This window comes from Arthrobacter sp. MYb224 (assembly GCF_002975455.1).
Lineage (GTDB): Bacteria > Actinomycetota > Actinomycetes > Actinomycetales > Micrococcaceae > Glutamicibacter.
In genome coordinates, this window is the sequence record NZ_PCPU01000011.1 from 97,452 (window position 1) to 121,698 (window position 24,247).

A 24,247-nucleotide genomic window follows, 5' to 3' on the forward strand; every position below is an offset into this window, starting at 1 on the left:
TCGATTGATCAAAGCGTGAAAAAGGGGTCCTAGATCGTGGACGATAATGAGTTCAGCTTTATCAACCTTGAATTTATCTTCGCCGGTTCAAAGCCTGAAGCGGCCGCTGATGTCCACGCCGTCCTCGCCGAACATCGGCTCGTCGGTTTTATCGACGGTGCGAGATCCCGGGAGCATGCCACGGAGGTGCTCGCCGAACTGGCGACATTGAACGATGCCAGGGACCCGGTGCTGTGCCAGCTCGGCCCGGAAGATGTACTCATCCAAGGCCCGCGGCTCACGGAGCTGGCCCACAATCTCAAAGCGGCAAGCGGTGCGCGGTATGTCTTGATCAACGGCGAGGAATTGGACGGCCCGGCCCCGGGAGAAGAACAGCTTGGCCAGTACGCTCCGGACGCGCAGTTATTCCAGGGCGCTACCCTGAAGGTCTCGGATCTGACACTTTCCCCGAGCGTCGAAGGCAAGACCTTCACGGTATTCAGAAATCTCGCCGGGCTGACGGTCCTGCCCAGTAATCCATTGGAAGAGCCCAACGTCTCGCGGTCCAGCCGGCCGTACCTGACGCTGACGCGCAGCGGCAGTGTGCTCACCGCATCGATCCACTCCAAGGGCCCGCTGCGGCCGCAGCTCTTCCCCGACCACCTGTCCTACCAGATCGATCTGGAACGCATGAGGATTCTTCAGGCCAGTACCGGCAGCGATGCGCAGTTGCTGTTGCATGCAATGGACGAGTGGAACGACGGGGTCTACGCGGACGACTATGAGATCGCGGATCAGCTGCTGGCAGCCGGCCCCGCGCGGGAAGAAGCAAAATCGATTCTGCGCGCGCCTCGCTCGGCGAACAATCTCAAAAGATTCCTGACACTTCATGGCTATGACCCGCGGAGCATCGACTTCCTCTCGGGCGCACCGGTTCCCGAAGACGCACGGGAAATCCATGTCCACGGGGTACTGGACTCGATCCGCGTCACCTTCGAAGAGTTCGAACGCGAGGCCACCGGCCTGATGGGTTTGCTCTCCCGCACCGGGTGGAGCCCCCGGGCGTTGATTTTCTCCAGCGTGGCCGTCCTGGCCGCCGGAGCCATCGCAAACCGTGCCATGAAGACTTCGCCAAGGCTGTCCCGAGTGCCTCAGCCGCTGCGCCGGGGCCTCATGTTCTTCTGGTACTCGGACGGTGTGTATTACCTGGCCAGGGGAGTCAAGGAAGCGTTGGAACCGGTGCTGCAGCAAGCCAAGTCTTCCTGAAGCGACTAGCTCGGCGTCGCATCCCAGCTTGATTTAGCCACCCGTAGAAGGGCGGCGAAGCTATGAGTACTGGAAGGCAAGATTCGCAGTCAGTGGGATCCGAATTTGGCGCTCACACCGGCTCTGGAGAAGTACTCCTTCGGAGGCGACCACCACTGCAACGAGCCCAGCGGCCGCGGCCGGTCAACCCATGGTCCGAATCGGCGTGCGGGCAGCCGGGGGTCCCTCTTCCGTTGATTGCTGGTGGGTCTGGTATGCAGATCAATTCGGTCGTCGGCAACCACGGACCTGCGTCTAGCCGCGGCACCGGAAATAGGGATCGGCGAATCCGGGCGCTGCAGACGAGAGCGGAGCCATCGTCCCAGAGCGAAGCGGCTGATGCGAAAGGACAGCCTGAACCTGGACTTATTGATGCTCTACCGGTCGGCCGCTTCCTGTACTCAAGCATGACGGGGCCTGGCTTCTTCAGGACCATGAGCAGGTCGCTGAGCCCGTTCATCAACCGGGCCCTGTCAGGGGTGGCGCATTCGAATTACATCACCAACTCCTGATGCATGGCGATTCGCGAGGCGAGCTATCTTCGGGTGATCCGCTTCGTCATGTCCACTGGGCCTTAGGACTGTTCCATTAGACTTTAACATTTTCACCTCGGCACCGGCCCTGAGCGGAACGCATCGGAGACCCATTGAGCGTGCGTGATGGACTGCCAGGCGAAGGAGCAGCGAAGACTTCGTAGATCTGCAAGTGGACCTATGCAAATCTGGGTTCTCTGGATTCGATGGGGAGCGGCTCATCAAAGCTCGGCGATACGCGCAAGCATGCCAAGATTCTCGGATGAGCGAAATGGTGAAGGTTGGCGGAGCCGAAAAGCCGCGAGATGAAGTGCTCGAGTACGCTGCAGACTATTTGAGGGGCATTGGGCGGTATGCTTATCCGGCCTATGATGCTTATCCCGGCACTGACAGCGATCAGGTAGGTGATGCTGACTTGCTGGCTATTTGCCTTTTGAACGCCGGTCAGAAACCGATCCCGATTTATTACGGGTTGCAGTCCCGCATACCGGATATGAATGAAGTCTTAGCACGACTCCCAAAAGACGAGCCGTTTGCCGAAGCTTCGCTAGAAACTCTGGAGACCATCACTGACTTCTTTGGGATCCTGGGTGCTAAGCCAACGACGCAGGTAGGCAAGACGAAGTTGCTGAAGGTCTTGCATCGCAAACGTCCTGAGCTCATCCCGCTCTTCGACGAGAACATTCGCCGTTGCTACAGCCTGATCGGCGCGGCACCGGTGCCACCGATCGGGTCGCGGACTCATCGTGACTTCGCCATCGCCTGGCTGCCGGAACTGCAAAGGGATGTGGTGCAACAAATGTCCGTGTGGCAAGAAATCGTAGCCATGGCCGACCCCGCGGTCTCCATCACACCGCTGCGCGCCCTCGATATCGTCGGGTGGGACTTAGGTACTCCTCGGCGGCAGTAGCTAAGTGGTAGTCGCTACCGCTCGTATTCCCATATATCTGACAATGTGGGAATATAGAACCTAGGCATTCCCACCCGAGAAAGGGGAGACTCCTTGGATCAACCACGTGTCCCACGAGGTATCAGCTCTGGAGCGCAGTTCGCTCAGCGTCACCGTTCCGAACCAGGAGTCAGCCTACCGGCAGCCGAATGGCCATCCATTGCCTATGAGGAAAAGCAATGGGAAGCACAGCACGATCCGGCCCAGTCGCGACGACAGCGACTGAGAGCACGAGGTCCCTACCAAGCTGCCATCGTCCCCAACATCGCTAACGCCAACCCGGCAATCTCCGGACAGGCCGCAGCGCTGGTGGAGGAAGCGACCATCGAAACGGTCCGCTTCGACCGCGACTTGGGTGACGACGCCGCACCATTCGCAGCCCTGCTCCTGCGAAGCGAATCCGCAGCCAGCTCCCAAATCGAGAACCTGACCGTCGGGGCTAAACGCATCGCATTGGCCCAGTTAGGGGACCGCTCCAGCAGCAACGCAGCTCTGGTGGCCTCGAACATCTCCGCGATGGTGGCCGCAGTCGACTTGGCCGACAACCTGGATGAAACCAACATCCTGGCCATGCACCGTGCCTTGATGGCTGGCTCTGAACCGGAAATGGCGGGTCGCTACCGCACCGAAGCGGTGTGGATCGGCGGCAATTCCCCGCACGCAGCCATGTTCGTGCCTCCTAGCCATGAACGAGTTCCGCAGGCCATGGAGGACCTGATCAGCTTCATGCAGCGTGATGACATCCCGGCGCTGACCCAAGCGGCGATCGCCCACGCTCAATTTGAGACCATCCATCCTTTTCCGGATGGCAACGGACGCACCGGACGCGCATTGGTTGGGTCCATGCTGAGGAACAAGGGGGTTACCGAGAAGGTCACCATTCCCGTCTCTTCTGGCCTGCTGACGGACACCAAGGCGTACTTCGATGCGTTGGGAGCTTTCCGCGAGGGGCAGATTGAACCGATTGTGGAGATGTTCGCAGAATCCACCTTCCGGGCCACCGCCAATGGGCGGCAACTGGCAGAGGATATCCGCATCATTCGCCAAGAGATCTACGCCGGGTTCGGACGCACCCCAGGTGAAGGGCTGAAGTGGGCAATCGAGCTGATCGTGCGTGAGCCGGCCATCACCGCCCAGATGCTCAGTGACACTGCAGGGCAGTCCTCCAGCGCCGCATACCGCAATATCGATCGCCTGGAACAATTGGGAGCCCTGAAGCTTTCGGGACATATCAACGGACACCGGGTATGGGTCGCACCGAAGGTCATTGAGGCGTTGGACAACTTTGCCTCCAGAGCTGGCCGACGCGTGCGCGGTTGAAGTGCAGAGGGACTCCTAGCAGTGACTATGCAGGGATATTCCAGTCATAGGAGTGTCATGCGGGAGGAAAACGGCGTATGACGGAGAGGCAAACCTAGGTGAGGGAGGCTCCCAATGACTATCATGCCAACTTCAGCGCGTGGCCACTCGGTCCGGGCTGCAGAATCAGAGGTCGTTGAAGCACTCACTGGCTTCCTGCCCATGGTGCTGATCGCTTCCGGCGCAGGAGTCAAAGACCCAGGCCAGGTACGCAAGTGGAGCAGTGGGGCGCTGAAGCCCACCGCGGCGTCCGCTGCCCGGCTTCGCTTCCTCCTGGATCAAGCTTCATGCATTGCCCAGAACCAATCGCAGGAGATCGCTGCCGCATGGCCGACCCCGGTTAACGAGCAGCTCGATTACGAGTTGCCTCCGAAAGCCATTCGCGAAGAGCGGTACAAGGACGTGGCTGAAGCCGCTAAGTCCTTCGCGAACGGCTACGTAGGTTGAACCAGTGGATCTGTCAGGAGACGGGCCTCTCGATTGTTGAGGGGTCCTGGTTGGGTCCCATTGGGCAGTCCTGCAGCTATGCGATAGCCAACTGATTCTCTCAAACCCATTCATCCCAAAACCGAGCCTGCATCAACCCATCCAAGGAAGCATGGGGCAGCTTCACTTCGCCGAGGTTGGTGCCGACTGTTATTCACGGCAGAACTTTCAAACCGAAAGTAGATCGCGGCGAACTTCTACTGCCGCTCAACCCAGGTACGTCCGCTGAATGTGATCGTATCGACAAGCTTTAAAGACTGACGGACAGCTTCATCTCTTTCAAACCTGATCGAGGCGATGAACTCCTCGGCGCGGCTTGATGGCAAAGCCTCGTGCTCACAGTTGTTGCCATTTCAGAAATTGCCCATATGGATGAGGGCAAACTTTCTTTTGCCTCGTTTTGCGGCTCGAATCGCGAAGTGGTGAACTTCGCGATCGCCAGCGTGGGCGCCCGCGGGATAGAAAATGAACTCGGTTGCTCGGTTGAGGAACAGCTGGTTGATAGCATCCGGCCGCAGCTCATGCAGTCCTTTTGAGCGCGCAGGCGCTCTAGACGGAACCCGACTGCTACCGGCGGTCTGCCCGTTCTGCGAAGGCTTCCAGGGCATTGAGCATCTCGGGAGCGAGCCAGAATCTGCCCCGTTTGGACCTGAGGTAGTCGAGTCCCAGCTCTGCTTCCAGAACCGCGGCATTTATCACGGGTCGGCTTTCCAGAAGTCTGCAATCGATGTGACGTCCTCGGCAAGTTGTGTGCCGTTCCTGATTGCCCGGAATGAGGCTTCCGAGCAGAGCGTGATGATCGGCTCGGGATTGCCATCGCGGTACGCATCGAGGCAGCGGTGGTAGGCGCCGATGTCCGCCAGAAGACCGGCAGAAACGGGAGTTGACATGTTGCGCGCGACCACGTGGCGTACCTTCTATCGTTTATCCGGTTATCTGATAGAAAGCGATCCACCGGCTATCGCTTAGGGATATCTTCCCGATGGTCTCGAAGGATTCTGGATCCCCAGGGGAAAGAACTCGCAAGCGTCTTGTGTTGAATCCGCCAATGCAGGTCCGAGCCCGAATCCCGGATGGAGATTTTTCTACGGACTGCTTTTTCGGTATCCAGCTGCAACACCGTACAATCGCATTTCGCTGGCGGACGAAAGCTAGAGAAAAACTGCCGCATATCCTAGGCTAGGGCTAACGGGGTACCCTCCCCATTTTTGGAAATGCCCAGCATTTCCGGCAAGGACGGCACATTATGTCGAACAAGTCACCACGCAAGAGCGATGCGAAAAAACCCGGCAAGTCCATCAAGGAAAAGCGCGCCGAAAAGCGCTTGAAGCACGCTGATACGGTCACCGAGCCGGTGCGGAAGTCAGCCAAATAATTAAGAGCCAGCCATGAGCGCTGTGCCTAAGCACTAAACACCAATCGAGCCCCTGTACCGCAGCGAATGATCGCCGGGCAGGGGCTCGATGGCGTTCTGCCGCCGGTTATTGGCGGGCAAGCAGCCTTAGGACAGCTGCGGATCCACGTCGAAGTGCTCGGCCACCTGGGTGATGACCTCGTTGGCGCCCTGGAGCGAGACCGAGGAAAGGAAGATCGAGTCGTCCACCGGCAGCACCTCGCCGGTGAGCTTCTTCCACAGCGGGTTGGAGGTGAACTTCTTTTCCTGATCCCGCGACGCGTCGCCCTCGGCGCCTTCCGGTGCCCAGGTGGACTGGAAGATGACCTCGGCGTCGGCCTTCAGGATCTCCTCGGAAGACAGCGGTACGAAGATGGACTCGGTGGTGTCCGGAGCGTCCTTGGGGCGGGGGATGTCCATATCCGCCATGATTTCACCGATGAAGGAATCCGTGGCGTAGAGCCGGGCGGTGTCTTCGCCGGCGAAGCGCACCAGCGAGTAGGTGGTATCCGCCTGCTGCGCAAGGATTTCCTTGCCCACGGCGGCCGCGCGGGTTTCGTAGTCGGCCACTGCCTGCTCCGCCTCGCTCTTCTTGCCCAGCGTCTCGCCCAGCAGCACGACGTTCTCTTTCCAGGTCGGTCCGGTGGACTCGGAGAAGACGGTCGGGGCGATCTTATTCAGCTGGTCATACATGCCGCCCTGGCGCACGTCGGCCGAGATGATGATGTCCGGGTCTGCGGCCAGCAGCTTTTCGAGATCCGGCTCGGTGGTGGTGCCAACGTTCACCGCGTCCTCGGTCAGCTCGGTGACGTCGCCGAGGTATTCGGGGAAGGGGTTGCCGGACTTGCGGTACTCGGTGTACGCAACGAGTTCGGCGCCAAGCAGCAGCGTGGCGTCCACATAGGACGGATCCAGCGCCGCCACGCGCAGCGGGCGTTCGGCCAGCTCGGTCTTTCCGCGGAAGTGCTCGATGGTGACCGGGAAGCCGGAATCTGCGGATGCATTTTCCTTGGCGGGAGTCTCGGAGGTTGCGGCGCCGCCGCAGGATGCGAGGGTGAGGGTTGCGGCGGCCAAGGCTGCAGTGAGGCCGATCAAGCGCGAAGTATGCATGCGAGTGCTTTCCGTGAAGATGATTTACTTATTGGCGCATAGTCTAATTCTTAGACGCGAGCTTAGGTAAGGGTAAACTCAATCTGCGAAATGTACAGTAGCATGGTTCTGGCCCACTTGGGCAACATCCCGCGTCGCACGAAGGGTAATGAGTCATTTCACGTAGCACAGCACGGGCCGCCAGCCTCCTCGCCCTTTCCCTCGGTGTGATCGCCGCGGTGCTGCTGAGCCTCTGGATCGGCAGCAGCACCTCGAGCATCGCCGAACTGCGCCATGCCCTCTTCAGCCCCGATGAGCGGGTCAGCGACATCGCCATCCGGGAGATCCGCTGGCCGCGTACCGTCACTGCGCTGGCCGCCGGGGCCGCGCTGGGCATGGCCGGAACCCTGATCCAGGGCCATACCCGCAACCCCATTGCCGAACCGGGCCTGCTGGGCATCAACCAGGGAGCCGCGCTGGCCATCGTCTCGGTGGCCGTGTTCTCCGGACCGCTGCAGCCCTGGCCGCAGGCACTGCTGGCGCTGGGCGGCGCATTGGCGGCGTCCCTGATAGTTTTCGGCATCGGCCGGGTGGACGGACGCGGCGCCTCGCCGATCACCCTGGTGCTCGTCGGAGCGGCGGTGACCGCGCTGTGCGCCGGAGTGGTCTCCGCCATCGTACTGCTCAGCGAGGCGGCATTGGAGACGCTGCGCTTCTGGCAGGTCGGTTCCGTGGTCCAAGGCTACGATTCGTTCCTGGCGCTCTGGCCGCTGCTGCTGGCCGGGACCGGGCTCGCCATGGCCAATGCGCGCGGGCTCAATGCCCTGACCCTCGGTGAAGATTCGGCCCGGGCCCTGGGCATCACCGCGCCCCGGGCGCGCGGCATCGGGTTGGCGGCGATCGTGATGCTCTCCGGTCTGGCCGTCACCCTCGCCGGGCCCATCGCCTTCCTCGGCCTGCTGGTGCCGCATGTGGCGCGGCGGATCTTCGGCGCGGACTACCGCTGGGTGATCCCGGGCTCCGCGGTCTGCGGAGCGTTGCTGCTGGTGGTCGCCGACGTGCTCGGGCGCATGCTGGCGCGTCCCGGCGAGCTCCCGGTCGGCGTGGTGGTGGCCATGCTCGGGGCGCCCTTCTTCATCTACGTGGCCCGACGACGCAAGCCGGTCACCGTATGAGCGCCCGACGCACCGCGCCGACGGCGCTGCTGCTGTTCCTGGCCACGCTGGCGGTGCTCTGCCTGCATCTTTCCATCGGCGGCACCCCAATTCCGCTGCCCGACGTGGTCGGCAGCCTGCTCGGCATATCCCCGGATCCACGCACCGAGCTGGCCATTATGGAATTCCGGCTGCCGCGCAGCCTCGCGGCCTTATGCGCCGGCGTCGGCTTCGGCGTGGCCGGTGCGCTGACCCAAACCGTGGCGCGCAACCCGCTGGCCAGCCCGGATATCCTCGGCGTGACCAACGGTGCGGCGCTCGGCGCCGTCGCGCTGCTGGCGCTCACCAGCCAGGTGCAGGGCCTGCCGATGTTCCTGCACGCCTACGGGCTGCCGATCGCCGCCACGCTGGGCGGGCTGCTGGTCTCGGCGCTGGTCTTCTCGCTGGTCTGGCACAGCTCGCTGGAGAGCAACCGGCTGGTGCTCGTGGGACTGGGCATGAGCGGGCTCTGCGCCGCGCTGACCTCGTGGATGCTGACCCTGGGCGACGTGTACAACGCGCAGCAGGCATTGACCTGGATGGCGGGCACCGTCAACGGCGTTTCCTGGGCGGATCTGGCCATCGCCCCGCTGGTCATCGCCATAGGCGTCGCGCTGGCCGCGGCGCTGCGCAACCAGCGCGAAGTGCTCGCCCTGGACTCGGATACCTCCCGCGCGCTGGGCATGGACCTGGGCCGGGACCGCATCATCATGCTGGGCCTGGCCACCGCGCTGGCGGTGGCCGCGACGGTGATTGCCGGGCCGCTGGCCTTCGTCGCGCTGGCCAGCGGGCACGCTTCGCGCTTGATTGCGCGCAGCACCGTGCCGCCGGTTGCGCATAGCGCGCTGGTCGGTGCCATCTTCGTGCTGCTTGCGGATTTGGCCGCGGCCCGGCTATTCTCCGTGGTGCTTCCCGCGGGCGTGGCCACCGCCGTGATCGGCGCGCCGTACCTGATCTATCTGGTGATCCGCCAGACGCGGGTGCGCAGCGCCTGAGCTAGGCGCGCGGACGCAGCGCGGGAAAGTCCGAATCGCGGAATTCGGTGCCCGCGACTACGCCGGTGCGGTGCCGGTCTTCCTCGGCCCGGCGCAGTTCGACCCGGCGGATCTTGCCCGAGATCGTCTTGGGCAGGTCGGCGAATTCGATCCGGCGGATGCGCTTGTAGGCCGCCAGATGCTCGCGGCAGAAGCCCAGGATGCTCTCCGCCAGTTCGGGGGAGGGCTCATAGCCCGCCGCCGGGACGATATACGCCTTGGGCACCGTCAAGCGCAGGTCATCCGGCGCCGGGACCACCGCCGCCTCGCCGACGCCGGGGTGCTCGATCAGCACCGATTCCAGCTCGAAGGGGCTGAGCTTGTAGTCGCTGGACTTGAACACGTCATCGGCGCGGCCCACATAGGTGAGCACCCCGTGTTCATCGCGTTCGGCGATGTCTCCGGTGTGGTAAACTCCGTCCCGGAACACCTCGGCGGTCTTCTCCGCGTCCTCGAAATAGCCCTTCATCAGCCCCAGGGGCCGCGGCGCGGTCACCAGGCAGATCTCGCCGAGATCGCCTTCCACGCCGGTAGCCGGATCGCGGAGCACCACCTCGTATCCGGGCATCGGACGGCCCATCGCGCCGATGGTGATGCGCTCTCCGGGCGGGTTGGCGATTTGCACGGTGGTTTCGGTTTGCCCGAAGCCGTCGCGGATCACCTGGCCCCAGGCGCGCTGCACCTGATCGATGACCTCGGCGTTGAGCGGTTCCCCGGCGGAGACCAGCTTGATCGGGGGAGTTTGAAGCAGCGACAGGTCCGCCTGGATCAGCAGCCGCCACACGGTGGGCGGCGCGCAGAAGCTGGTGACCTGCTCCTTGGCCATCTGGCCCATCAGCGCCGCGGCGTCGAATCGTTCATAGTTGTAGATGAAGACCGTGGCCTCGGCGATCCACGGGGTGAACAGATTTGACCAGGCGTGTTTTGCCCAGCCCGGGGAGGCCACATTCAGGTGCACGTCTCCTGGCTCCAGGCCGATCCAGAACATCGTGCTCAGATGCCCCACCGGGTAGGAGGTGTGGGTGTGCTCGACGAGTTTTGCCTTGGAGGTCGTGCCCGAGGTGAAGTAGCGCAGCAGGGTCTCATCGGCCCGGGTCGGCTCGCTCAATTCGAACTCGGCCTCGGCGGTGAGCGAGTCCTCGTAGCTGAGGATCCCGGCGGCCGGTGCGCCGCCGATCTGGATCAGCCGGTAGTCTCCGCGCACCGTCTCGAACTTGTGCATCTCCGACTCATTGGTGATCATCCAGGACACGTGGCCGCGTTCGATCCGGTCTTCGAGGTCTGCCGGGGTCAGTTGGGTGGTGCAGGGGACGAGCACCGCCCCGAGCTTGATGCCGGCAAGCATCGTTTCCCACAGCTCAACCTGGTTGCCGAGCATCACGGCGATCGAATCCGAGCGCTGCACTCCCTGGTCGCTGAGCCAGCGCGCGAGCTGGGTGGAGCGGGCCGAGAGTTCTCGCCAGGTGCGCCGCGTCGAACTGCCATCGAGTTCGGTAATGATCAGGGCCGGTTCCTCGCCTCGCTGCGGATCCGCGGCGAGGTGGTCGAACCAGTCGGTGCCGAAATTGAAGTGGGTGAACTCGGGCCAGCTGAAGGACTCCCTGGCCTTTGAATAATCCTTGCGGAGCTCCAAGAGTTGATTGCGGGCGGCGCGGAATTCCTCGCTGACGTTCATAGATGTCCTCCAACTTCCGTGTGGCTTCAAAAGGTGACCTGCGTTACGTGCCAATCTACTTGGATGTCAAAGCATTTCAAAGCACCCGCGCGCTGCTTTTTGAATTCGCGGCAGCCGAGTGGCGGGTCCGAGGGGAATGGAGATGGCAAACCCCTCGGGGCCACCGCGTACCAGCGGGGAATCCGAGGGGTTGGGTGAAGCCAGGCCGCCGTGGCGGGCTCTAGGGGCACGGCTTCCATGACTTGCCACCGGGTGCGTAGCAGCGCGGACCGGTGTAGTTGCTGGGTCCCTGCTGGCGCGGCTGCTGAGTTTTCGGTCGCGGCTGCTGAACCTTGGGTGCGGCCGGTTTCGGTTTCTGCTGCTGGAGGCGACGTTGCTCGGCGGCCTTTTGTTCGGCAGCTTGTTGCTGTCGCTCTATGGCTGCGCGGCGCTGTTCTTCGGCTGCTTTTTCTTCCGCTGCCTTCTTTTTCTTTGCTGCTTCCTCTTTTTTCTTCTTTTCGGCTTCCTTTCGCTCTTCCTCGGCCTTGATCAGAGCGGTCTTATGGTCTTGATGTGCTTGTTCGATGCCGTTTGCACGCGATATTGATGTATCGAGATTCGCTACGTTCTTGGCAAAGTGCGTGGCGAGTAGCGCATAAGCAACGGGATGCGTGTTCGGCGTGAGCTTGTCCAGTGCGCTTTTGGCGCCTTGTCCGAGTGCTATGGCGGCAGCGGCCTCTCCGGCCAGGCTTTCGGCTTCGTTGATCGAGTCCGCCGGAGCGTCGCCAAGCTGGCCCAGAGCTTGCGTGGCTTCTTCCAGCTTTGCTGGGATAGTGCATTCGGCGTTTGGGTCGAAGAGCCCGGCGGTCGTGGTCGATGCTTCCTTCTCTGCCCGAAGCACTTCGTCATAGAATCGGACGTTCGGCTCATATTTGACCGCGATGCCAAGACCGGCGGCCGCGATCTCGGCATTTATCAGGCTTTTATCCTTGTAGACACCGGCCAGTGTGCGTCCATACCTATCGGTGCGTTCGATGTCGTACTCGAGCTTCACCTTGTCCCCTGGGGCGAGCAGCGATTTGAGGTAGTCGGAGGCTTCGGGGCCCATGCATTCGACGGCCTTATCCGGGTCCACCGTCTCTGGGGTGTCGATGTTCAGGAGCCGCACGCGGGTTTCCTCGCCGGCGATGCGCATATCCACGGTGTCCCCGTCGATCACGCGGACTACCGTGCCGCGCGAGTCACTATTCAAGGTGCCCGCGTATACCGCGCCGCCGGTGACCAGGGCGGCCGTTACGCCGATCGAAATCCAGGCGGTTCTTTTCTTGCTCATTGATGACTTCCTTTTGAAGCTGCGAGTGGGGTGGGGTGATGAGCTCCCTTCGCTCATTCAAGAAGAGAAACATTGTCGCGTCAACTTAAATCCGATTGTGAACCGCGGGTGGCGGGCCCGAGGGTATTGGAGAACACTTGCAGGTAATCGGCAAAACACTTGAAGCTTCAAGTAAACTGGAGTAGGGTAGTAATCAAGAACAGTCGACCGGTACACAGAAAGGCCTCTCATCATGACGATCCTCCAAGCAGACAAGCTCTCCGCAGACCTCCAGATGAACGCCGTGCAGCTCAAGGTGGGGGACATGAAGGCCATGAGCGGCTACTACCAGCAGGCCCTCGGGCTTGAGGTGCTGGGCGAATCGGCCCAGGGCACGCGCCTCGGCCGCGGCACGCAGACCTTGGTGAACCTGCAGCACGCTCCGGGGCTCCAGCTGCCGGCCGCCGGTGAGGCCGGCCTCTTCCACACCGCGCTGCTCTTCGAGACCCAAGCGGATCTCGCCGCCACGGTGCTCTCCGCCGCGCAATTCGACCAGAGCCGCTTCGTGGGCAGCTCGGACCACCTGGTCTCCGAGGCCTTCTACTTCACCGACCCGGAAGGCAACGGCATCGAGCTGTACTGGGACCGCCCGCGCGAGGCGTGGTCGTGGTCCGATGGGCAGGTGGCCATGGACACCGTGCACCTGGACCCGAACGCTTTCCTCAGCTCGCACCTGAGCGAGCAGGCCATTGCCGCGCAGCGTACCGCGGAGGCGGAAATCGGCCACGTGCACCTGCAGGTAGGAGACGTGGACACCGCCCGGGCGTTCTACGTCAATACCCTGGGCTTCGATGAGACCACGTCCCTGGGCAACCAGGCGTTGTTCGTCTCGGCCGGCGGCTACCACCACCACATGGCGATGAACGTGTGGAATTCGCGCGGCGCAGGACCGCGCAAGGACACCCTCGGATTGGGCGAGGTGCTGATCAACGTCCCGACCGAGGATGAGGTCGGCAAGCTCGCCGAACGCTTGAGCTTCGCGAAGGTGGAAAACCACCACACCGGTGCCGAGCTGCGCTTCATGGATCCATGGAACAACCAGCTGCGCGTGGCGGTCGGCTAACCCCGCCGACCACGGGCAAAGGCCACCGCGAAGGATGCTCGGTATCCTTCGCGGTGGCCTTTTCTTGTGCCGCGCCTAGCCGTTCCCGGTGAGCCCCAGCTTCGCCGCGGCGCGCCGGATGAGGTTTTTCGGCAGCTGGCTTTGCACCTGCGGCATCGCGATCGCCGCGTGTTCCTGCGCTTCGACGGTGTCGTTCCAGTACGCCTCGCTCTTGGTGACAGTGGAGGCATCGGGCTTATAGGGCGGCTTGTGGAAGGAGAGGTGCGGGCGCTCCCAGGCGATATTCTTGCGCAGCACCCGCGCCGGGGTGCCCGCGGCAATGACATTGTTCGGAATCTTGCCGGTGACCAGGCTGCGGTAGCCGATCACCGAGCCGTCCCCGATGCTGGCGCCGGCCAGCAACGCGGCCTGCGCGCCGATCCAGACATGGTTGCCGACCGTGATGTCCTTGGCCGGGTTGATCCGCTTGCCGGTTTTCACATCGAAGATCGGGTGCCCGTCATCGGCGCGGAACTGGTTTCCGCTGGCGATCATCACATCATCGCCGAAGCGCACGGTCACCCCCTCCACCGCGCTGACCAAGGCCTTGGCGGTGGTGGTCAGGTCGCGGCCGATCTGCACCGTGGCATCCTGCCCGATGCGGATGTTCAGCTGCCAGCCCTTCTTCTTGCTGGGGCCGATGAGCAGCGTCCCGTTGTCGCAGTCGAACACCAGGTCCAACCGGCCGATCTTGGCGTCCGGGTCGACCAGCACGCGGTTGTTTTTCCCGCGGATCTTGATCGCTATGTTCTTCTCGAAAACGGTGGGGGACTCGATCCGGTTGCCCAGCTCGTCCTCGTAGCTACTGAGCGCGGTAAGTTCAATCACGCTCACGACTCTAGGCGGTCAACCCGGCCGGCGGGCCGGAACCCGGCTGATTCGCAGGGCACTGCCAGCTGCCTCACCCTTGGCGTGCAGGCTAGCGGCCGCGCAGGTCCTCGATGAACTTATCGGCGCGTTCGAGGTTCAGCGCGAGCTTATTGCGCTTCTCGGTGGCCCGCTGCAGGTAGTCCGCGAGCAGGGCGCGGGCGGGCGCGTTCTGCGGATCTCCGGCCAGGGTGTCCACGGTGTCCAGCAGCGAGCCCATCTCCTCCAGGGTGAAGCCCAGCGGCTTCATCGAGCGGATGACCAGCATGCGCGCCAGGTCGGCGGGGGTGTAGATCCGGAAGCCGCCCTCGCTGCGCGTGGTGGCCGGAAGCAGGCCCACCTCGTCATAGTGGCGGATGGTGCGCTGGGAGAGGCCCGTGGCCTCGGCGATGTCCCCGATGTGCATTCTCGGTGCGGCCTCGGCCGGGGCCGGGGTGGATTCGTCCATGTGATGCTCCTTATCCCTCGGATTTAAACTCTACCCTTACGTTAAGGTAGGTTTGAGTCGGTTGCTGCGCCGCCGGGGCCATTCCCGGTCTCGGCCATGGTCTGCCCGAGGCCAGAGCCGCGCACACCCCACTGATTCTATGCAACGCGGTGCCACCGCGCTCGCCCCCTTTCCCGAACGGAGCCGGTAATGGCGACAAAAACCACGGCAGCACCCCCGGTTCCCACGCCGGAAGAGCGCCAATCGGTGCTGCGCACGCTCAAATCCCCGCGGCTGCTCAAGACCGAGGTGCTCGCCGGGCTGGTGGTGGCCCTGGCGCTGGTCCCCGAGGCCATCGCGTTCTCCATCATCGCCGGGGTGGATCCGCGCCTCGGGCTCTTCGCCTCCTTCACCATGGCGGTGTCCATCGCCTTCCTCGGCGGGCGGCCGGCGATGATCTCCGCGGCCACCGGCGCCATCGCGCTGGTTATCGCGCCGCTGGTGGCCAGCCATGGCATCGACTACTTCATCGCCGCGGTGATCATGGCCGGCATCTTCCAGGTGCTGCTCGCGCTGCTCGGCGTGGCCAAGCTGATGCGCTTCATCCCGCGCCAGGTGATGGTCGGCTTCGTCAACGCCCTGGGCATCCTGATCTTCCTCTCCCAGGTTCCCGAGCTGCTCGGAGTGCCCTGGCTGGTCTACCCGCTGGTGGCTCTGGGCCTGCTCATCGTCTTCGGCCTGCCCAAGCTCACCACCGCCGTCCCGGCCCCGTTGGTGGCAATCGTGGTGCTCACGCTGATCACCGTGCTGGCCTCGCTGGCCGTGCCCACCGTGGGGGACAAGGGTCAGCTGCCCGAATCCCTGCCGGCGCTGTTCTTCCCCGATGTGCCGCTGAACCTCGAAACCCTGCAGGTGCTCTTCCCCTACGCGCTGGCCATGGCCTTCGTCGGCCTGCTCGAGTCCTTGATGACCGCCAAGCTGGTGGACGACGTCACCGACACCCGCTCGAACAAGACCCGCGAGTCCTGGGGGCAGGGCGCGGCGAATATCATCACCGGCTTCTTCGGCGGCATGGGCGGCTGCGCGATGATCGGGCAGACCATGATCAACGTGAAGGCCTCCGGGGCGCGCACCCGCATCTCCACCTTCCTCGCCGGGGTGTTCCTGCTGATCCTGGTGGTGGCCCTGGGCGACATCGTGGCGCTGATCCCGATGGCCGCGCTGGTGGCCGTGATGATCTTCGTTTCGGTGGCCACCTTCGACTGGCACAGCATCAAGCCCGCCACCCTGCGCATGATGCCCAAGAGCGAAACCACCGTCATGCTGGCCACCGTCGTGGTCACCGTCGCCACGCACAACCTGGCCATCGGCGTGGGCGTCGGGGTGCTCACCGCGATGGTGCTCTTCGCCAACCGGGTGGCCCACCTGGTCACCGTCGAACGCCGCCTGGAGGAGCACTTCGGGGTGCAGGTCGCCAAGTACGAGGTCAACGGGGAGCTGTTCTTCGCCTCCTCCAACGACCTCTACACCCAGTTCGACTACGCCGAGGATCCGGACCGCGTGGTCATCGACATGCACAATTCGCACCTGTGGGACGCCTCCACCAGCGCCGCGCTGGACGCCATCGGCGCGAAGTACGAGAAGTACGGCAAGACCGTTCAGATCCAGGGGCTGAACGCGGCGAGCCTGAAGATGCGCGAACGCCTGGGCGGCAAGCTCGGCGGCGGGCACTAACCCGGCCGAGGTTCTCCACAGCCCGTCGGCGTCCGCGGGGCGCAGCCGGAAATGGCGTGATGATGGCTGCATGAGTATTTCCCAGCTAGCGGCCGGACTGACCGGACTGCGTGAATTCGTGACCGGGAGCATCCCGCAAGGCGCCATCGCCGTGCTCCTCGAGGTCATGGAGCTGTGCCTGGAGGTACTGCAGAAGCTTTCGGTGCGGCTGCGCGAATCAACGGACCCGCGCGTGGCCGCCGCCCACGCGCTGTGCATCGAAAACATCTTCCGCTACGCCGTGCGCGAGCAACTTCGCGCGGCGGCCCACTGCGAGGGAACCGGCGCGCATCTGCTTGCCGAAGAAGAGCTGAGCGCGGTCCGCGAACACCGGGCGGACTACTCCCGGGCGGCGCGCCAGGAATCCGGACGCACCCTCTACCGGAATGCCGCCGGGTTCACCGCCGGCTGGCTCGGGCTGGACTTCCACGAGGCGGACCGGCGGATCAACGACGCCCACCTGCTGGTGGCCCGGCGCAATATGGACGGCAGCGCACTGTCGCCGCGCTTCGCAGAGCTCGCAACACTGCATTCCGAACATGAAAGCCTGGACCCACGACGCGTCGCGAAAACCGCCCGCAGCCTGGAGCAGCTGGAACCGGCAGATACCAGCTTCGAGGGCGCGCCACTGGACCCGGTGGCAACGCACCGAGACGGCCGGCCGATGCAGGCGCATGCGGTCAAGCTGCTCACCGAAGAAGACCGCGCCACCGGGGAAAAGAAGTTCACGGACCTGCTGGCCGGCTACCGCAAAGCCCACGCGCAGGCCACCGAGCCCGAATGCGGGTTCTTCAGCCGCGGCACCCGCAACGGGGTGGATACCTACCTGGTGCGCGTCAAGGGAGCCCAAGCCGAGCAATTCCGCTCATTTGTCGGACAGGCGGACAACCCGCGCACCCGAAGCGGCCAAGCAGCGCGCTCCGCCAACCCACCCGAACCGGCCCCCGAAACGCTATTCGACAGCGATCGGCCCGCCCCGACGTGGGCGCAGATCCCGGCGGAGGATGAAGCCTCCGCACCCGAGTCAGCCGGAAATCCCACTCCCGGCCCGGAGGCACCAACAGGGGCCGCGGACAGAGCGGCCGAAGCGGACCAGGTCACGGTGGCCCAGCGCCGCCTGAACGCGCTGCTCGCCTCACTGACCCAATCGGCACCGGGCGCCAAGACCGTTACCCCGCAGATCCTGGTGAATATGCAGGCGCAGAACCTCGAAGACCTGGCCCAGGCCAAGGGGCTGACCGCGCACGGTGTGGAACTCGAGCCCGGCGAACTTCGCCAGCTCCTCTGCGATGCCCAGATCATCCCGATCGTCTTCGGCGGCAACGGCCAGGTGCTCGATGTGGGCAGATCCCAGCGACTCTTCCCGGAACCGATCAAGCGAGCGGCCTTCGCCCGGGACCGCGGTTGCATCGTCCCCGGATGCACGGCCCCGCATGAAATGCTCGAATACCACCATTGCAACTGGTGGGAACGCGGCGGCAAGACCTGCGTGGAAAACTGCGCGGTGCTCTGCCGGCAGCACCACACGGCAATCCATCGAAGATTGCTTAGAATTGTCATGGTCGATGGCCTGCCGCACATCGTGCTGCCCAAGTATCTGGACCCGGCGCAAATACCGCGGCGCAATAGCTACTTCTCTGCCGTCGCCTAACTCGAGCCCGGGAGTAGCCGGCTCAGTAGCGCATCCCACAAAGATTGAGTTGGTATCGCTTGTGAGTCTCTGGCATGATTGGAAGGTACTCGATTTATTGTGGACCCTCTCTCCGTGATAGATCCTGTCCTTTTTTAGAGTTGAACTAGTACGGCCTGCCCCACAGGCGCGAAACGTTTGGCTCGCCCATGTTGAGAAACAGGAGACCACTAAAGTGGCCGTAAAGATTCGTCTGAAGCGCTTCGGTAAGATGCGCGCACCTTTCTACCGCGTTGTTGTTATGGACTCGCGCGCCAAGCGCGATGGCCGTGCCATCGAGGAGATCGGTAAGTACCACCCAACCGAGAACCCATCGATCATCGAGATCGATTCCGAGCGTGCACTGTACTGGCTTTCCGTTGGCGCCCAGCCAACCGAGCAGGTACACAAGCTGCTGACCATCACTGGTGACTGGCAGAAGCACAAGGGCATCGAAGGCCAGGAAGGCACCTACCAGGTTGCCGAGCCTAAGCCTGCATTCGTTGCTCCTGAAAAGGGTTCGGTGATCCTCAAGGAGGCCATCACCAAGAAGGCCGAGAAGCCAGCTGCCGAGCCGGCAGAAGCTGAAGCCACCGAGGCCGAGTAATCATGCTCGCCGATGCGCTGGACCATTTGGTTCGCGGGGTAGTCGAGGAACCGGAAGACGTCAGGGTTGCCCTGAAGTCCAACCGCCGCGGCGACCTGCTCGAAGTGCGTGTGCACCCGGATGATCTCGGTCGTGTGATCGGTCGCCAGGGACGTACCGCACGGGCACTGCGTACCGTGATGGCAGCGTTGGCTAAGGAGCCGATTCGTGTTGATGTTATCGACACCGATCGTAGCCGCTAGCCAAGCAACTTTGAGGTCAGGCGCAAGCTGATCTCACCACAGAAGGAGTTTCCGCTCAACAGGGCGGAAACTCCTTCTCGTGTTTCACCCGCCAGCTTTTGGCACCACAGCGCGTGGCACCGTCCCGTGAATCCAAGGAGAATGATCACCAGATTATGCGATTGCAGGTAGCACGTATCGGCAAGCCCCACGGAATCCGTGGCGAAGTGACCGTTCAGGTCCTCACCGACGTCCCAGATGAACGATTCGCACCCGGCGAGGTGCTCCACGTCATCGACGGTCCGGTCAAAACCTTGACCGTCAGCAAGTCGCGCTGGAACAAAACCATTCTTTTAGTCGCCTTCGAAGAAATCAAGGACCGCAACACCGCAGAAACCCTGCGCCAGGCACGCCTCGAAATCGAGGTCACCGGCGAGGAAGAAAGCGAATCGGATGAATGGTACGAGCATGAGCTGGTTGACCTGAAGGTGATGCACGAAGGCACGCAGGTCGGCGTGATCACCGCGCTGCGCACCAACCCGGCCCAAGACCTCCTGGTCTTCGAGGACAACAATGGCGAGGAGATCTACCTGCCGTTCGTGGACGAATTTGTCCCCGACGTTGATCTGGAAGCCGGCACGCTGACCATCACCCCGCCAGCCGGGCTGCTGCAGCTGAACCAGGACGATTCCGAGGAAGAAAAGTAAGAATTATGCGCATCGACGTAGTCTCCATCTTCCCGGAGTACCTAGCACCGCTGGATCTATCGCTGATCGGCCGCGCCCGCGAGGGCGGGATTCTCAACTTGAACGTCACCAACCTGCGTGACTTCACCACCGACCGCCACCACAAGGTCGACGACACCCCTTTCGGCGGCGGCGCCGGCATGGTGATGATGCCCGAGCCATGGGGCCAGGCGCTGGACACCGTGCGTGCTTCGGCTCCGGCGGATCGCAAACCAATCTTAATCGTTCCTTCCCCGGCCGGAGCGGTTTTCGACCAGCAGATGGCCTATGACCTCTCCGAAGAAGAGCACCTGGTCTTCGCCTGCGGACGCTACGAAGGAATCGACGAGCGCGTCATCGAATACGCGCACGAGAACTTCACCGTCATCCCCGTCAGCATCGGGGACTATGTGCTCAATGGGGGAGAAGTAGCGGTGATGGTCATGGTTGAGGCCATCGCCCGACTCATCCCCGGAGTGATCGGCAACCCGGAATCCCTGGTCGAAGAATCCCACTCGGATGTGCTGCTCGAATACCCGGTCTACACCAAGCCTGCCGCCTGGCGCGGCCGCGAGGTGCCGGAGGTATTGCTCGGCGGCAACCACGCACGGGTGGCCCGCTTCCGCCGCGACGAACAGATTCGCCGTACCGCCACTCGACGTCCGGATCTCATCCAACTGCTCGATGCGAGCAAGCTGAACCGCAAGGATCGCGATGCTCTCTGGCACTCTGGATTCGCCGTTGTCGACGGAGAAATCATCGCAAAATCAGAACTGGACTGGGCTAAAGAGTCCTAGATCACCATCGAGCCGGGTGCGCATACTCGCGCCCCTAGGCAGAATATGGCAAAATTGTTTCTTGGTGTGTTTTTGTCCTACTCCTGCCACAGGGGGATGAGGGACACGGAAAAACCGCCGCATCGGCAGCGACAGGCTGCCGGTGGTAACACGTTTCGGAGAGATCGCCTTATCGGTTGATGAGCTCCGCTACGAGGATTCGGTGACCTGTGGCATTGATCCTAGAGGATGCACAATGCATATTCTTGACTCAGTAGATGCAGCTTCGCTGCGCTCCGACGTTCCAGCCTTCGCTCCGGGTGACACCCTGAAGGTTCACGTCAACATCATCGAAGGTAAGAACTCGCGTGTTCAGGTTTTCCAGGGCTACGTCCTTGGTCGCCACGGTTCCGGCCTGGGCGAGACCTTCACCGTGCGTAAGGTTTCCTTCGGTACCGGTGTTGAGCGTACCTTCCCAGTTCACTCCCCAATCATCGACAAGATTGAGGTAGTGACCAAGGGCGACGTGCGTCGTGCAAAGCTTTACTACATGCGCGATCGTCACGGCAAGGCTGCGCGTATCCGCGAGAAGCGCGACTTCGGCGGCAAGAAGTAATCTCTGTTCTCTGATGAACGAGATTGCTAGCCCCGAGCGAGCAATCACGAAGCGCCGGACCTGGTTTTGGGTCTGGCGCTTCGTTGTTCTCGCCGTCATCTGTGGCCTTATCGCCACCCTATTCATCCGCGCACTGGTGCTGGATGTCTACCGCATCGAGTCCATCTCGATGCAGAGCACGCTTAATCCCGGGCAAAGCGTCATGGTCGACCGTCGCGCCTATGCCCACGCAGATCCGCAACGCGGAGATGTAATCGTCTTCGACGGCCGCGGTTCATTTCTTCCATACGCCCGCGCATCCTTCGCCGATGACCTGCTCGGCGCGCTGCGCCTTAGCGGGACCGAAAATACCTACATTAAACGCGTGATTGCCGTTGGCGGTGACACGGTAGACTGCTGCGGCTCGGATGGGAAGCTCAGTATCAACGGTGTGCCGACAGACGAGCCGTATATATATGCAGGAGATGCGGCCAGCGAACAAGAATTCATGGGGGTCGTCCCCGAGGGGCGATTGTGGGTTATGGGGGATCACCGGTCAAGGTCTGAAGACTCCAGGGCCCTGCTCGGATCAAGTGGCGGCGGTATGATCAGTGTCGATCGGGTCGTCGGTAAGGCAACGCAGATTGTTTGGCCGCTGGATCAGCGCACCGATATCGAGTAATAAGCCCGCAACATCCCCGAACAGTCGAAAAACTTTAAAAACTTTTCACCCAGCGCGAATACCCCCGTGCAACCAATGCTTGAAAATACAAGCTTTTCCGAGACCGCTGAGAATTCATTGCGAATTCTCAGCCCGCACTTAGTTGACTAGCGGTAAGTAACCGAAATGCAATCTTAAACTATCTCCTTGGTTCGGCATTGATTCAAAAGAAGATCCCTCGGCGGTGGAATGACAAGGGTAAATGTTCGAGTGAATATCTCCGTTTGTTGGACTCGCTCCTTGAAACTCCCTCTGTAAAGCCGATATTGTTTCAATTTGGTAACAACACACTGCTCTGAAGTGCGCCCAGACCGGGTCGCGACCTTCAAGCGATCGCACCACTTAACTGGGAGAAGCTTTAATGCCAAAACCAAAGAACATGACTGCGCAGCGCGGCATTGTCGCTGCCGCAGCCACCGCACTGGTGGTTGGCGGTAGCTTCATTGCTCCCGCAGTCGCAGCCGATAAGGCTGAAAGCACTCCGGCACCTTCGCAGAGCCCGAGCGTTACGCCATCTGCCTCGGATGTCGCAGTAGACACCAAGGGCTTGGACGAGGCTATCGAGCGCGACTTGAACAAGTCGCCGGAGAAGTACCTTGAAGACGCAAAGGCAAACGACACCGTTGCCGAGGTCACCAAGAAGCTTGAAGCCGAAGGCGTAAAGGTCAAGGCCAGCGTCAAAGACGGCAAGGCCGAGGTTGAAGTTGGCGCCAAAGATGCCAAGAAAGCCAAGGAAATTGTAGTCGCAAGCGCAGCTCCTAAGGCTGTCAGCCTGAAGATCAACGCTGAGGTCGGCAAGATCTCCAACGTGAATGACGTCTACGACGAACTTCGCGACAATGTTGCACCAGTCGAAATGACTCGACTGACCGCCATCATGAATACCGGTAGCGGTAAGCCGTTCGAAATCGTTGCAAGCGGGCCAGCCAGCATCGAGAAGAAGGCTACGCCAAAGGCCACGGCCACCAAGGCAGCAGAAGAAGAACTGCTGACCTTGGAAGAGTTCGCCGAAGAAGCAACCAATGTGAAGCTCGTGGAGGGTAGCGAGGTAAAGCCTGGCGCCCTGACCGACATCTACGGTGGCATGGGCTACGGCGCAGCGCGCACCGGCGACAATGTTGAAGGCCTCTGCTCCATCGGCTTCAACGCCTGGAACCCAGAGGGCGCCGATGCAGTACTGACCGCAGGGCACTGCACCGAAGACGGCGCATTCAAGAACACCTTCGTCGTTGAACACACCGCACCAAATGAAGTAGAAGGCATCAGCGCTGCGCTCGGTACCTTTGGGTTCAGCCAGTTCGGTGGACCGAACAACTACGGTGTTCCGATCACCCCGGACCTGACCCAGGATGAGCTGGATCAGGCCGAGCCAGGTACCGATATCGCAGTCATTGACGACATCAACCCTGAACTGACCCTGCACAACGAAGTAACGCAGTGGCCAGCTGGCGCCGATGAGCGTTCGAAGGTTATCCAGGTAACCGGCGTTTCGAAGGCTGCCGTTGGTTCCGAGGCTTGCTCGGTGGGTCGCACCACCGGTTGGAGCTGCTCGACCATTCTCGGCGAAGGCATGTTCTTCGTCGGCGGCTACGATGATGACATTCGTGCCGTCTGGGGCTACACCGCTGAGAACCCTAACCAGGGCATTCTGGACCAGGGCGACTCCGGTGGAGCAGTGCTCGTTGGCAACAAGGCTGTTGGCATCAACTCGGCAAACTCCGGCGGTGAAGACGGTATCGAAGACAACGCCGACGATCTCGCTTTCTACACCTCGCTGGCTGACGTCAAGGCAAAGGACTACACCGGTGGCTACACCGTCAAGTTCGCTGTAAACACCCCGGCTCAGAGCTCGCCAGCAGCTGGCGCTGAAGTCAAGCCAGGCGCAACCATCACCGGTACTGTCGAAGGCCCTTCGGCCGGCACCCAGGTTCGTATCGTTGTTGACGGCAAGCTATACAAGCTCGCTGATGTCAAGTCAGATGGAACCTTCACCTTCGTTGCACCTGCAGAAGAAGGCGAGTTCAATTTCCGCATGACCGCAGTGAACGGCTACAACAAGTCGGGCAATGCAACCGGTTCGGTACTCGTTGCGGCTCCGGAGCCAACTCCGACGCCGACCCCAACTCCTACCGAGGAGCCAACCGCGACTCCTACCGAGGAGCCAACCGCGACTCCAACTGAGGAGCCAACCGCGACTCCAACTGAGGAGCCAACCGAGTCGGCTACTCCAACTGAGCCAACCGAGTCGGCTACTCCAACTGAGCCAACCGAGTCGGCTACTACAACTGAGCCAACCGAGTCGGCTACTCCAACTGAGCCAACCGAGTCGGCTACTCCAACTGAGCCAACCGAGTCGGCTACTCCAACTGAGCCAACCGAGTCGGCTACTCCAACTGAGCCAACCGAGTCGGCTACTCC

The 24,247-nt window shown here is 62.1% G+C and carries 24 protein-coding genes; 18 read left to right on the forward strand and 6 right to left on the reverse strand.

The features are described from left to right. Positions 1-36: 36 nt before the first annotated feature. The 5 genes from CQ017_RS16465 to CQ017_RS16485 all read left to right on the forward strand — a co-directional run bounded on the left by CQ017_RS16465 (position 37) and on the right by CQ017_RS16485 (position 5,147). Positions 37-1,245 (forward strand): hypothetical protein, encoded by a 1,209-nt coding sequence (locus CQ017_RS16465; protein ID WP_105554612.1) that lies wholly within the window; start codon positions 37-39, stop codon positions 1,243-1,245. Between the two features lie 834 nt (positions 1,246-2,079). Continuing rightward, entirely contained in the window at positions 2,080-2,727 is a 648-nt protein-coding gene (locus tag CQ017_RS16470; protein ID WP_105554613.1) for a DUF6308 family protein, read from the forward strand. A 93-nt stretch (positions 2,728-2,820) separates the two neighbouring features. Next, positions 2,821-4,086 (forward strand): Fic family protein, encoded by a 1,266-nt coding sequence (locus tag CQ017_RS16475; protein ID WP_105554614.1) that lies wholly within the window; start codon positions 2,821-2,823, stop codon positions 4,084-4,086. A 123-nt stretch (positions 4,087-4,209) separates the two neighbouring features. Then, complete coding sequence (locus CQ017_RS16480) at positions 4,210-4,572, forward strand: hypothetical protein (RefSeq protein ID WP_146112521.1); 363 nt, start codon at positions 4,210-4,212, stop codon at positions 4,570-4,572. A gap of 371 nt (positions 4,573-4,943) precedes the next feature. Continuing rightward, the gene (locus CQ017_RS16485) at positions 4,944-5,147 is read left to right on the forward strand and encodes a hypothetical protein (protein WP_105554615.1); all 204 of its coding nucleotides are present in this window, start codon (positions 4,944-4,946) and stop codon (positions 5,145-5,147) included. A gap of 159 nt (positions 5,148-5,306) precedes the next feature. Here the strand turns inward: CQ017_RS16485 and CQ017_RS16490 are convergent, their stop codons facing one another. Beyond that, on the reverse strand, positions 5,307-5,516 hold the full coding sequence (locus CQ017_RS16490) for a hypothetical protein (RefSeq protein WP_096287876.1): 210 nt from the start codon (positions 5,514-5,516) through the stop codon (positions 5,307-5,309). 341 nt (positions 5,517-5,857) lie between these two features. On the opposite strand from CQ017_RS16490, the gene CQ017_RS18450 reads away from it, so the two are divergent. Continuing rightward, positions 5,858-5,986, forward strand: coding sequence for a hypothetical protein (locus tag CQ017_RS18450; RefSeq protein ID WP_258133772.1), 129 nt, complete (start codon positions 5,858-5,860; stop codon positions 5,984-5,986). Positions 5,987-6,112: 126 nt separating this feature from the next. Here CQ017_RS18450 and CQ017_RS16495 read toward each other — a convergent pair whose 3' ends face one another. Then, positions 6,113-7,099: an iron-siderophore ABC transporter substrate-binding protein gene (locus CQ017_RS16495; protein WP_258133773.1), complete on the reverse strand. Its 987-nt coding sequence runs from the start codon at positions 7,097-7,099 to the stop codon at positions 6,113-6,115. A gap of 221 nt (positions 7,100-7,320) precedes the next feature. Between CQ017_RS16495 and CQ017_RS16500 the strand changes: the two genes are divergently transcribed. Together CQ017_RS16500 and CQ017_RS16505 are read left to right on the forward strand one after the other, a co-directional pair. Further along, positions 7,321-8,268 carry an iron ABC transporter permease gene (locus CQ017_RS16500; protein WP_258133774.1) on the forward strand — a complete coding sequence of 316 codons (948 nt, stop codon included), beginning with the start codon at positions 7,321-7,323 and terminating at the stop codon, positions 8,266-8,268. Next, the gene (locus CQ017_RS16505) at positions 8,265-9,281 is read left to right on the forward strand and encodes an iron chelate uptake ABC transporter family permease subunit (protein ID WP_105554618.1); all 1,017 of its coding nucleotides are present in this window, start codon (positions 8,265-8,267) and stop codon (positions 9,279-9,281) included. Before CQ017_RS16500 ends, CQ017_RS16505 begins: the two co-directional genes overlap by 4 nt. Before the next feature lies 1 nt (position 9,282). On the opposite strand, the gene CQ017_RS16510 is transcribed toward CQ017_RS16505, so the two are convergent. Continuing rightward, positions 9,283-10,995, reverse strand: a complete 1,713-nt coding sequence (locus tag CQ017_RS16510; RefSeq protein WP_105554619.1) for an AMP-binding protein — start codon at positions 10,993-10,995, stop codon at positions 9,283-9,285. 220 nt (positions 10,996-11,215) lie between these two features. Then, positions 11,216-12,307 (reverse strand): thermonuclease family protein, encoded by a 1,092-nt coding sequence (locus CQ017_RS16515; RefSeq protein WP_181148264.1) that lies wholly within the window; start codon positions 12,305-12,307, stop codon positions 11,216-11,218. Positions 12,308-12,539: 232 nt separating this feature from the next. On the opposite strand from CQ017_RS16515, the gene CQ017_RS16520 reads away from it, so the two are divergent. Beyond that, complete coding sequence (locus CQ017_RS16520) at positions 12,540-13,409, forward strand: VOC family protein (RefSeq protein ID WP_105554621.1); 870 nt, start codon at positions 12,540-12,542, stop codon at positions 13,407-13,409. A gap of 75 nt (positions 13,410-13,484) precedes the next feature. On the opposite strand, the gene CQ017_RS16525 is transcribed toward CQ017_RS16520, so the two are convergent. Next, entirely contained in the window at positions 13,485-14,276 is a 792-nt protein-coding gene (locus tag CQ017_RS16525; protein WP_258133775.1) for an acyltransferase, read from the reverse strand. Between the two features lie 91 nt (positions 14,277-14,367). Then, positions 14,368-14,763 carry a MerR family transcriptional regulator gene (locus CQ017_RS16530; protein WP_105554622.1) on the reverse strand — a complete coding sequence of 132 codons (396 nt, stop codon included), beginning with the start codon at positions 14,761-14,763 and terminating at the stop codon, positions 14,368-14,370. A gap of 189 nt (positions 14,764-14,952) precedes the next feature. On the opposite strand from CQ017_RS16530, the gene CQ017_RS16535 reads away from it, so the two are divergent. The 9 genes from CQ017_RS16535 to CQ017_RS17960 all read left to right on the forward strand — a co-directional run. After that, positions 14,953-16,476 carry a SulP family inorganic anion transporter gene (locus CQ017_RS16535; protein WP_105554623.1) on the forward strand — a complete coding sequence of 508 codons (1,524 nt, stop codon included), beginning with the start codon at positions 14,953-14,955 and terminating at the stop codon, positions 16,474-16,476. Positions 16,477-16,546: 70 nt separating this feature from the next. Beyond that, the gene (locus tag CQ017_RS16540) at positions 16,547-18,166 is read left to right on the forward strand and encodes an HNH endonuclease signature motif containing protein (protein ID WP_105554624.1); all 1,620 of its coding nucleotides are present in this window, start codon (positions 16,547-16,549) and stop codon (positions 18,164-18,166) included. A gap of 214 nt (positions 18,167-18,380) precedes the next feature. Next, positions 18,381-18,791 carry a 30S ribosomal protein S16 gene (gene rpsP / locus CQ017_RS16545; RefSeq protein ID WP_105554625.1) on the forward strand — a complete coding sequence of 137 codons (411 nt, stop codon included), beginning with the start codon at positions 18,381-18,383 and terminating at the stop codon, positions 18,789-18,791. A 2-nt stretch (positions 18,792-18,793) separates the two neighbouring features. Next, complete coding sequence (locus CQ017_RS16550; protein ID WP_105554626.1) at positions 18,794-19,033, forward strand: RNA-binding protein; 240 nt, start codon at positions 18,794-18,796, stop codon at positions 19,031-19,033. A gap of 155 nt (positions 19,034-19,188) precedes the next feature. After that, positions 19,189-19,719: a ribosome maturation factor RimM gene (gene rimM / locus CQ017_RS16555; RefSeq protein ID WP_105554627.1), complete on the forward strand. Its 531-nt coding sequence runs from the start codon at positions 19,189-19,191 to the stop codon at positions 19,717-19,719. A gap of 5 nt (positions 19,720-19,724) precedes the next feature. Then, entirely contained in the window at positions 19,725-20,534 is an 810-nt protein-coding gene (trmD, locus tag CQ017_RS16560) for a tRNA (guanosine(37)-N1)-methyltransferase TrmD (protein WP_105554628.1), read from the forward strand. A 235-nt stretch (positions 20,535-20,769) separates the two neighbouring features. Continuing rightward, the gene (gene rplS / locus CQ017_RS16565) at positions 20,770-21,129 is read left to right on the forward strand and encodes a 50S ribosomal protein L19 (protein WP_105554629.1); all 360 of its coding nucleotides are present in this window, start codon (positions 20,770-20,772) and stop codon (positions 21,127-21,129) included. Positions 21,130-21,142: 13 nt separating this feature from the next. After that, on the forward strand, positions 21,143-21,790 hold the full coding sequence (gene lepB, locus CQ017_RS16570) for a signal peptidase I (RefSeq protein ID WP_105554630.1): 648 nt from the start codon (positions 21,143-21,145) through the stop codon (positions 21,788-21,790). Positions 21,791-22,190: 400 nt separating this feature from the next. Further along, on the forward strand, positions 22,191-24,247 hold a 2,057-nt coding region (locus tag CQ017_RS17960), incomplete at its 3' end, for a S1 family peptidase (RefSeq protein WP_146112522.1).